Genomic DNA, 9,494 nt, shown 5'->3' with positions numbered 1-9,494 from the left:
AGGCGATGGGCATCGACGAGGCCCACCGCGCCTCCTCCCGCGACCTGGACTTCGAGGACGCCTTCCGCGCCGCCACCGGCGGCCGCGGCGTCGACGTGGTCCTCAACGGCCTCACCGGCCTCACCGGCGACCACGCCGGCGACCTCACCGGCGCCTCGCTGCGCCTGCTGGCCGAGGGCGGCCGCTTCCTGGATCCGGGCCGGGCCGGCGCGCGCGGCCCCGAACGGCCGGCCGGGGACTTCCCCCAGGTGGACTACCGCGGCTACGACCTGGTCCCGGACGCCGGGCCGGAGCGCGTCCAACCCATGCTGGCGGCGCTGGGGGCGCTGTTCGACGAGGGTGTCCTGGCGCCGCTCCCGGTGCGGGCGTGGCCGCTGGCCAGGGCCCCGCAGGCGCTCCGCCACCTGAGCCGGGCGGAGCACACCGGCAAGCTCGTGCTGACCGTCCCTCCCGCCCTCGATCCCGACGGCACGGTTCTGATCACCGGGGGCACCGGTGTGCTCGGTGGCCTGGTCGCCGAACACCTCGTCACCACCCACCACATCACCCACCTCCACCTCCTCAGCCGCCGCGGCCCCGACGCCCCCGGCGCCACCGAGCTGGCGGACCGCCTCACCGAGCTGGGCGCCACCGTCCGCATCACCGCCGCGGACGCCTCGGACCCGGAGGCCCTGCGGCAGGCCGTGGACGCCATCGACCCCCACCACCCCCTCACGGGCGTCATCCACACCGCGGGCATCGTCGAGGACGCCGTGGTCACCTCCCAGACATCCGAGACCCTCCGGCGGGTCTGGGCCGCCAAGGCGACGAGCGCCGCCAACCTCCACCGGGCCACCCGGCACCTCCCCCTTGCCATGTTCACCCTGTACTCCTCCGTCTCCGGCACCCTCGGCAACCCCGGGCAGGCCAACTACGCCGCCGCCAACGCCTATTGCGACGCGCTCGCCACCCGGCTCCGGCACGCCGGAGTGCCGGCCACCTCCATCGCCTGGGGCCTGTGGGCCACCACCAGCGACATCACCGGGCAACTCAGCCAAGCCGACGTGGCTCGGATGGGCCGCGCCGGTGTCAGGGCGCTGGCCACCGACCACGCGCTGGCGCTGTTCGACGCCGCACACCGGCACGGCGACCCGCAGCTCGTGGCGCTCAACCTCGACGTACCCGCGCTGGCCGCGCAGCCGGTCGCCATCCTCCCGGCCGCACTGCGCGGCCTGGCCACCCGTTCGGGCGGGGCCGCGCGGCGGGCCGCCGCGGCCGTACAGGGCCCCGACGACTGGACACGCCGGCTCGCCGGGCTCCCGGAGGCGGAGCAGCGACAGCAGCTGCTCACGCTGGTGCGCGGCAACGCCGCGACGGTGCTCGGCCACGCGGATCCCGAGCGCGTCCGGGAGGAGGCCCCGTTCAAGGATCTCGGCTTCGACTCCCTGACCGGCGTCGAGCTGCGCAACCGGCTCTCGGCCGCGACCGGGCTGCGGCTGCCCGCCGCGCTCGTCTTCGACTTTCCCTCGGCGAAGGCGCTGGCCGACTACCTGCGCGGCCGGCTGGTGGCGGACGGGGGGCCGGCGACCCCGGGCGGTGTGGACCCGGTGCTCGGCGAGCTGGCGAGGCTGGAGTCCACGCTGTCGGCCCTCGATCTGCCGGAGGCGGACGCGCGGGCGGTGACAGATCGGCTTGAGGGTCTGCTGGCCCAATGGAAGGCGGCGTCCGCGCCGTCGGCCGAGGACAACGCGGCCGACCGGCTCACGCTCGCCACCGCCGACGAGGTTCTCGCGTTCATCGACAACGAACTCGGCTCCTCGTGACGGCTCATCTGCTCGCTTCGACGCGTATGAAGGTCGTGACTGCACATGCCGGATGAAGAGAGGCTTGTCGACTACCTCAAGCGTGTGGCGACGGACCTGCACGACACGCGGCGGCGTCTGCGCGAGGTGGAGGAGCGGCACCAGGAGCCCATCGCCATCGTCGCGATGACCTGCCGGTTCCCCGGCGGGGTGGATTCGCCCGAGGCGTTGTGGGACCTGGTGGCCTCCGGGGGCGATGTGATCGGGCCGTTCCCCGCGGACCGGGGCTGGGACCTGGAGGGCCTGTACCACCCCGACCCCGACCACCCCGGCACGACGTACGCGCGCGAGGGCGGGTTCCTGCGCGACGCCGACACGTTCGACGCGGGCTTCTTCGAGATCAGCCCCCGGGAGGCGCTGGTCATGGACCCGCAGCAGCGCAAGCTGCTGGAGGTGGCCTGGGAGTTGTTCGAGCGCGCCGGCCTCGACGCGACGGGTCTGCGGGGAAGCCGGACCGGCGTCTTCATCGGCGCGGCGACCATGGCCTCGGGCACGCCGAGCGGCCCCGTGCGCAAGGAGTCCGAGGGATATGTGGGCGTCGCCCCCAGCATGCTGTCGGGCCGTTTGTCGTACACCTTCGGCCTCGAGGGTCCCTCCCTGACGGTGGAGACGGCCTGCTCCGCCTCGCTGGTGGCGATGCATCAGGGGATTCACGCGCTGCGGCAGGGCGAGTGCGGTCTGGCGGTGGCCGGCGGGGTGACCATCATGTCCTCGCCCGCGGTGTTCATCGGCTTCGCCCGCCAGCGCGGCCTGGCCCCGGACGGGCGGTGCAAGCCGTTCGCCGCCGCCGCCGACGGCACCGGGTGGGGCGAGGGCGCCGGGCTCGTCCTCCTCGAGCGGCTGTCCGACGCCCGCCGCAACGGCCACCAGGTGCTCGCCGTCATCCGCGGCTCGGCCGTCAACCAGGACGGCGCGAGCAATGGCTTCTCCGCGCCCAACGGGCCGTCGCAGCAGCGGGTCATCCGTCAGGCGCTCCTCAACGCCCGCCTGTCGTCCGCCGAGGTGGACGCGGTGGAGGCGCATGGCACGGGCACCCGGCTCGGCGACCCGATCGAGGCCGACGCCCTGCACGCGACGTACGGGCAGCGGCGGCCGGCCGACCGGCCGCTGCTGCTGGGCTCGGTCAAGTCGAACATCGGTCACCCGCAGGCCGCCGCCGGGGTGGCGGGCGTGATCAAGACGGTGATGGCGATCCGGCACGGGGTGTTTCCGGCGACGTTGCACATCGACGAGCCGACGCCGCATGTGGACTGGAGCTCGGGGGCCATACGGCTGGTGACCGAGCCGGTCGAGTGGCCCGCGACGGACCACCCGCGCCGGGCCGGGGTGTCGTCGTTCGGCGTCTCCGGGACCAACGCGCATGTGATCATCGAGCAGGCGCCCGACCCGGCTCCGGCCGCGGCTCCGGCGGCTCCGGCGGCTCCGGACACGAGCGAGACGGGCACGGGTGAGGCGGGCACGGGCGAGACGGGCACGAACGGCACGGGCACGCGTGAGGCGGGCACGGGCGACCCGGCCCAGGACCCCGAGGGGGCGGCATCGGCGCGCCAGGCCGTGGTGGCGGGCGGTGTGGTGCCGTGGGTGCTGTCCGCGCGGGACGAGGTGGCGCTGGCGCGGCAGGCTCTGCGCCTGGCCGAGGTGGCCGGGGGCGATCCGGCCGCCGACATCACGGACGTGGGCTGGTCGCTGGCGACGACACGCGCCCGGTTCGAGCACCGGGCCGTGGTCGTCGGCACGGACCGGGCGGCGCTGCTCGACGGTCTGGCCAAGCTGGCCGCCGACGAGCCCGACCCGGCGGTCGTCACGGGTACGGCGGGCCCGATCGGCGCCGGCCCGGTGTTCGTCTTCCCCGGCCAGGGGGCCCAGTGGCCGGGCATGGCCCGTGAACTCCTCGACGCCTCACCGGTGTTCGCCGCCCGGATCGCCGAGTGCGAGCGGGCTCTGGCGCCGTACGTGGACTGGTCGCTGGCCAAGGTGCTGCGGGGCACGGATCCGGCGACGGACCCCGGCCGGGACGATGTCGTCCAGCCCGTGCTGTGGGCCGTACACGTCTCGCTGGCCGCCGTCTGGCGGAGCTTCGGCATCACCCCGGCGGCCGTCGTCGGGCACTCCCAGGGCGAGGTCGCCGCGGCGTGCGTCGCCGGGGCCCTGACCCTCGACGAGGCCGCCAGGATCATCGCCCTGCGCGTCCAGGCGCTGCGCCCGCTGATCGGGCACGGCGCCATGGCCTCCCTCAGCCTGGGCGCGGAGGACACCGCGCGGCTCCTCGCCGAACTCGGCGCCGCGGCCGGGGACGTCGCCGTCGCCGCCGTCAACGGCCCGCACGCCACCGTCGTCTCCGGCTCCCCCGGCCCTCTGGACGCCGTCCTGGAGGCCGCCCGGGAGCGTGGCGCACGCACCCGCACCATCGACGTCGAGTACGCCTCCCACGGCCCCCACGTGGACCGCATCCACGACGACATCGTCTCCGCCCTGCGTGAGGTGACACCGGTCGAATCCGAGATCGCGTTCTACTCCACCGTGACCGCGGAACGGCTGAACACCGCGGAACTCGGCACCGAGTACTGGTTCGACAACCTCCGCCGGCCGGTGCGCTTCGCCGACGCCGTGAGCCGTCTGCTGGCCGACGGATACCGGGCCTTCATCCATTGCAACCCGCACCCGATCCTGTCCACGAGCCTTCAGGACATCTTCGAGGAGTCCGGTACCCGCGCCACCTCCCTCGCCACCCTCCGCCGCGATCACGGCGGCGCGCCCCAGCTCGCCCTCGCGCTCGCCCAGGCCCACGCCGCGGGGATCGAGGTCGACTGGCGCCCGTGGTTCCCGGCCGACCGGGCGCCCCGTACCGTCGAGCTGCCCACGTACCCCTTCCAGGGCAGGCGCTACTGGATACCCGTCGACGGCGGCGGCGCGGGGGACGTGTCCGCCGCCGGTCTGCGCGCTGTCGACCATCCGCTGCTGGCCGCCGCGGTCAGCCTGCCCGACGGCGGCATGGTGCTGACCGGACGTCTCCCTGCCGCGACGGGCGCCGGCTGGCTCGCCGACCACGTCGTCGGCGACACCACCCTGCTGCCCGGGGCGGCGATGGTCGAGTGGGCGTTGCAGGCCGCTCACGAGGCGGGCTGCGCCGCGGTCGAGGAGCTGGCCCTCCAGACCCCGTTCGTGCTGCCCGCCTCGGGGGCCCTGCGGGTACGCGTCGCGGTGGGGCCCGCCGACGACGAGGGCAGGCGGACGGTGGACGTGTACTCGCGCCCCGACGAGTTCGACACCGAGACCCCCGACGGATGGGTGTGCCACGCCATGGGCGTGCTGGCGCCCGAGGGCCCCGAGTACGCGGCCGCCCCGCCGGACGCCCCGGCGGCCCCCTGGCCACCGCGGGGGGCGGAACCGCTGGACGTCACGGACTTCTACGAGCGGGCCGCGGCCGGGGGCTACGGCTACGGCCCCGCGTTCCGCGGCCTCACCGCCGCGTGGCGGGACGGCGCCGATCTGCTCGCCGAGATCGCGCTGCCCGAGGCGGCCGGCGAGGGCGCCGACCGGTTCGGCATCCATCCGGCGCTGCTGGACGCCGCCACCCACCCGACGATCTTCGCCGCCGGCCGGGAGGACGGCTCGGACGGCGGCCAGGTGTGGCTGCCGTTCGCGTGGAGCGGTGTGTCGCTGTGGGCCACGGGCGCCCGCCGGGTACGCGTCCGGATATCCCCGATGGACAACGGGCAGCGGATCTCCCTGACCGACGAGACCGGCGCCCCGGTCCTCGAGGCCGCGTCGGTCGCCGCGCGCCCCACCGGCGTCGCCGAGCTGCGCGCCCGCGCCGCGCGCGCCGCCGAGGGCCTGTTCGCCGTGGACTGGGTGCCCGCGCGAGGCGGGACGGGCGACACACCGGCCCCGGCCGACGGTGGTTGGGCCACGGTGGGCGGCGGCGTACGGCTCGCCGGTGCGGCGGACCACGCCGACCTGGGCGCGCTGCTCGCCGCGGTGGACGATGGAGCCCCGGTGCCGGCGGTCGTCCTCCATCCGGTGCCCGCGACGGCCACGCCCGACGACGGCCTCGCCGCCGTCGGCGGCGTCCTGGCCCTGATACGGGAGTGGCTGGCCGAACCGCGGCTGCTGGACTCCCGGCTGGTGCTGGTCACCTCGGGCGCGGTGTCGGCCGGTGACGACGAGGGTGCGGTGGATCCGGGTGGGGCGGCCGTCTGGGGGCTGGTCCGTTCGGTCCAGGCCGAGCACCCGGGCCGGTTCACCCTGCTCGACGTGGGCGGCGACGCGGATGCCGGCGCGGGTGCGGGCGAGAGCCTGGCCGAGGCGGTGCGCCGGTCCATCGACGCGGACGAACCGCAGGTCGTGGTGCGCGCGGCCGGAACGCTGGTGCCGCGCCTGGTGCGCACCGCCCCGGCGGCCGAGGCCGACATCCCGGAGCTGTCCGGCGGCACGGTGCTGGTGTCGGGCGGAACGGGAGTGCTGGGCGCGGCGGCCGCCGAACACCTGGTCCGCGCGCACGGCGTGGAGCGTGTGCTGCTCCTGTCCCGCCGCGGCCCGAACGCCCCCGAGGCGGCCGAACTGGTGGGGCGGCTCACCGCCCTGGGGGCCCAGGCGGAGGTGGCGGCGGTCGACGTGGCCGACCGCGCGGCGCTCGAGGAAACCCTGCGGACGATCCCCGACAGCCACCCGCTGCTCGGCGTGGTCCACTCCGCCGGGGTGACCGACGACGCCCTGGTGGAGTCCTGGGACGCGGACCGGCTCGCCCGGGTGTGGGAGCCGAAGGTCACGGGCGCGTGGCAGCTGCACACCCTCACCCGCGAGCTGCCCCTGCGGATGTTCGTGGTGTTCTCCTCGGCCGCCGGCGTCGTCGGCAACTCCGGCCAGGCCGGCTACGCCGCGGCCAACGCCTGCGCCGACGCCCTGATCGCCCACCGGCGCGCCGCCGGGCTGCCCGGGACCTCGGTCGCCTGGACGCTGTGGGAACAGACCTCCGCCATGACCGAACACCTCACCGAGGCCGACCTCTCCCGCCTCGGCGCCCTCGGCATGCGCCCCCTGGCGACGTCTCGTGCCCTCGGGCTGCTCGACGCGGCGTTGCGCGTCACCCACCCCGTGGTGGTGGCCGCCGACCTCGACGCCACCCGGCTGGGTCCGGACAGCCCCGCCATGCTGCGCGCCCTGGCCAGGCCGGCCCGCCGCCGCGCCGTGGAGCACCATGCCACCGGCCCCGCGCTGGCGGGCCGGCTGGCCGGGCTCGACGCCACCGCCCGGCGCGATCTGCTGCTGCGGACGGTCCGCCGGATGGTCACGGTGGTGCTGGGCCACTCCTCCGACGCGGCGATCCGCGACGAGGCCGCGTTCAAGGAGCTGGGATTCGACTCGCTGACCGCCGTCGAACTGCGCAACCGCCTGGCCGGTGCCACCGGGCTGCGTCTGCCACCGACCCTCGTCTTCGACTACCCCACCCCCCTGGCCCTCGCCGACCACCTTCTGGAGCGCCTGACCGCCACCGCCTCCCCCGCGTCACCCCGGGCCGTGGCGCCCAGGGCCGGGGCCGCCGACGAGCCGATCGCGGTGGTGGCGATGGCCTGCCGCTTCCCCGGCGGGGTGACCACCCCCGAGGAGCTGTGGGACCTGGTCGCGGCGGGACGGGAGGTGGTGGGGCCCTTCCCCGCCAACCGCGGCTGGGACCTGGCCAACCTGTTCCACCCGGACCCCGACCACCCCGGCACCACCTACGCCTCCGAGGGCGCGTTCATGTACGACGCGGACGGCTTCGACGCCGCGTTCTTCGGCATCAACCCCCGCGAGGCCCTGGCGATGGACCCGCAGCAGCGCGTCCTGCTGGAAACCTCCTGGGAACTGCTGGAACGGGCCGGCATCGACCCGCACACCCTCAAGGACAGCCTGACCGGTGTCTACGCCGGTGTCATGTACCACGACTACGGCAACGGCCTGCCCCCCGGCGACCCCCGGCTGGACGGCTACGCCGGGCTCTCCGGCACCAGCAGCATCATCGCCGGCCGGGTGGCGTACACCCTCGGCCTCCAGGGCCCCGCCGTCACCGTCGACACCGCCTGCTCGTCGTCGCTGGTCACCATGCACCTGGCCGCCCAGGCCCTGCGGCAGGGCGAGTGCGACCTGGCGCTGGCGGGCGGGGTGACCGTCCTGGCCACCCCCGATGTGTTCACCGGGTTCTCCCGGCAACGGGGCCTGGCGCCGGACGGCCGGTGCAAGCCGTTCGCCGCGGCCGCCGACGGCACCGGCTTCGGCGAGGGTGTCGGCCTGGTGCTGCTGGAGCGGTTGTCGGACGCGCGCCGCAACGGGCACCGGGTGCTCGCCGTGCTGCGCGGTTCGGCGGTCAACCAGGACGGCGCGAGCAACGGCCTGACCGCGCCCAACGGGCCCGCGCAGCAACGTGTCATCCGCCAGGCCCTGGCCGGAGCGGGACTCGGCCCGGCGGATGTGGACGCCGTGGAGGCGCATGGCACGGGCACGACGCTGGGCGACCCCATCGAGGCCCAGGCGCTCCTGGCCACCTACGGCCAGGACCGCCCCGACGACCGGCCGCTGTGGCTCGGGTCCGTCAAGTCCAACATCGGCCACACCCAGGCCGCCGCCGGCGCCGCCGGCGTCATCAAGATGATCATGGCCATGGTCCACGGCCGGCTGCCCGCCAGCCTCCACATCGACGAACCCAGCCCGCACATCGACTGGACCGGCGGAAACCTCCGACTCCTCACCGAAGCCACCGACTGGCCCGAGGCCGGCCGACCCCGCCGCGCCGCCGTCTCCTCCTTCGGCGCCTCCGGCACCAACGCCCACCTCGTCCTCGAACAGGCCCCGCACACAGCCCAGCCGGTGGCCGACACTCCCCCGCCCGGAATCGCCCCCTGGCCGCTGTCCGCCCGGAGCGATGACGCCCTGCGCGCCCAGGCCGCGGCGCTCGCCGAGCGGCTGCGAGCCGATGGCCGCTCCGCCGAGCCCCTGTCGGTGGCGGGCGTCGGGCGGGCCTTGGCCGTGACGCGCTCGGTGTTCGAACGGCGGGCGGTCATCGTCGGCAGCGACCAGCAGGAGATGGCAGCCGCCCTGGACGCCCTGGCCGACGGGCGTCCCCATCCCGGGCTGGTCACCCCCATGCCCGGCGCCGCGCCGGCATCGGGCACGGCCGTGTGGCTGTTCTCCGGGCAGGGCAGCCAGCGCCCGGGCATGGGCGCCGACCTGCACGCGCGTTTCCCGGTCTTCGCCGCTGCCTTCGACGAGGTGTGCGCGCTGCTCGACCCCCATCTGGACCACCCGCTGGCCGATGTCGTCCTGCGCGGCCGGCCGCGAGCCGGACTGCTGGACCACACCACCTACACCCAGGCCGGCCTTTTCGCCGTGCAGGTGGCGCTCGCCCGGCTGCTCGAGGACTGCGGTGCACGCCCGGACGCGGTGATCGGCCACTCCATCGGCGAGATCACCGCAGCCCACGTCGCCGGAGTGCTCTCCCTGGAAGACGCCTGCCGCCTCGTCGCCGCCCGCGCCACCCTCCTCGGCACCCTCCCCCCGGGCGGCGCCATGTCCGCACTCGAAGCCACCGCCGAAGAAGCCACCGAAGCCCTCGCCCCATACGACGGCCAGGTCACCATCGCCGCCCTCAACGCCCCCACCAACACCGTCATCTCCGGC

Annotated in this window: 2 protein-coding genes; both read left to right on the top strand. The window is 75.5% G+C overall.

Features of this window, described 5'->3' with window-relative positions; translation table 11 throughout:
• Positions 1-1,802, top strand: a 1,802-nt coding sequence (locus BBH68_RS36780; RefSeq protein WP_141713148.1) for an SDR family NAD(P)-dependent oxidoreductase, incomplete at its 5' end; no start/stop codon positions are given.
• A gap of 45 nt (positions 1,803-1,847) precedes the next feature.
• Positions 1,848-9,494 (top strand): type I polyketide synthase (locus tag BBH68_RS36775; RefSeq protein WP_141713147.1); only part of this gene is annotated, 7,647 nt, incomplete at its 3' end.

It is taken from the genome of Streptomyces sparsogenes, from assembly GCF_001704635.1.
In the GTDB taxonomy this organism is placed as follows: Bacteria; Actinomycetota; Actinomycetes; order Streptomycetales; family Streptomycetaceae; genus Streptomyces; species Streptomyces sparsogenes.
Note: the sequence above shows the minus strand (reverse complement) of the source record. Positions and strands in the feature narration are given on the sequence as shown.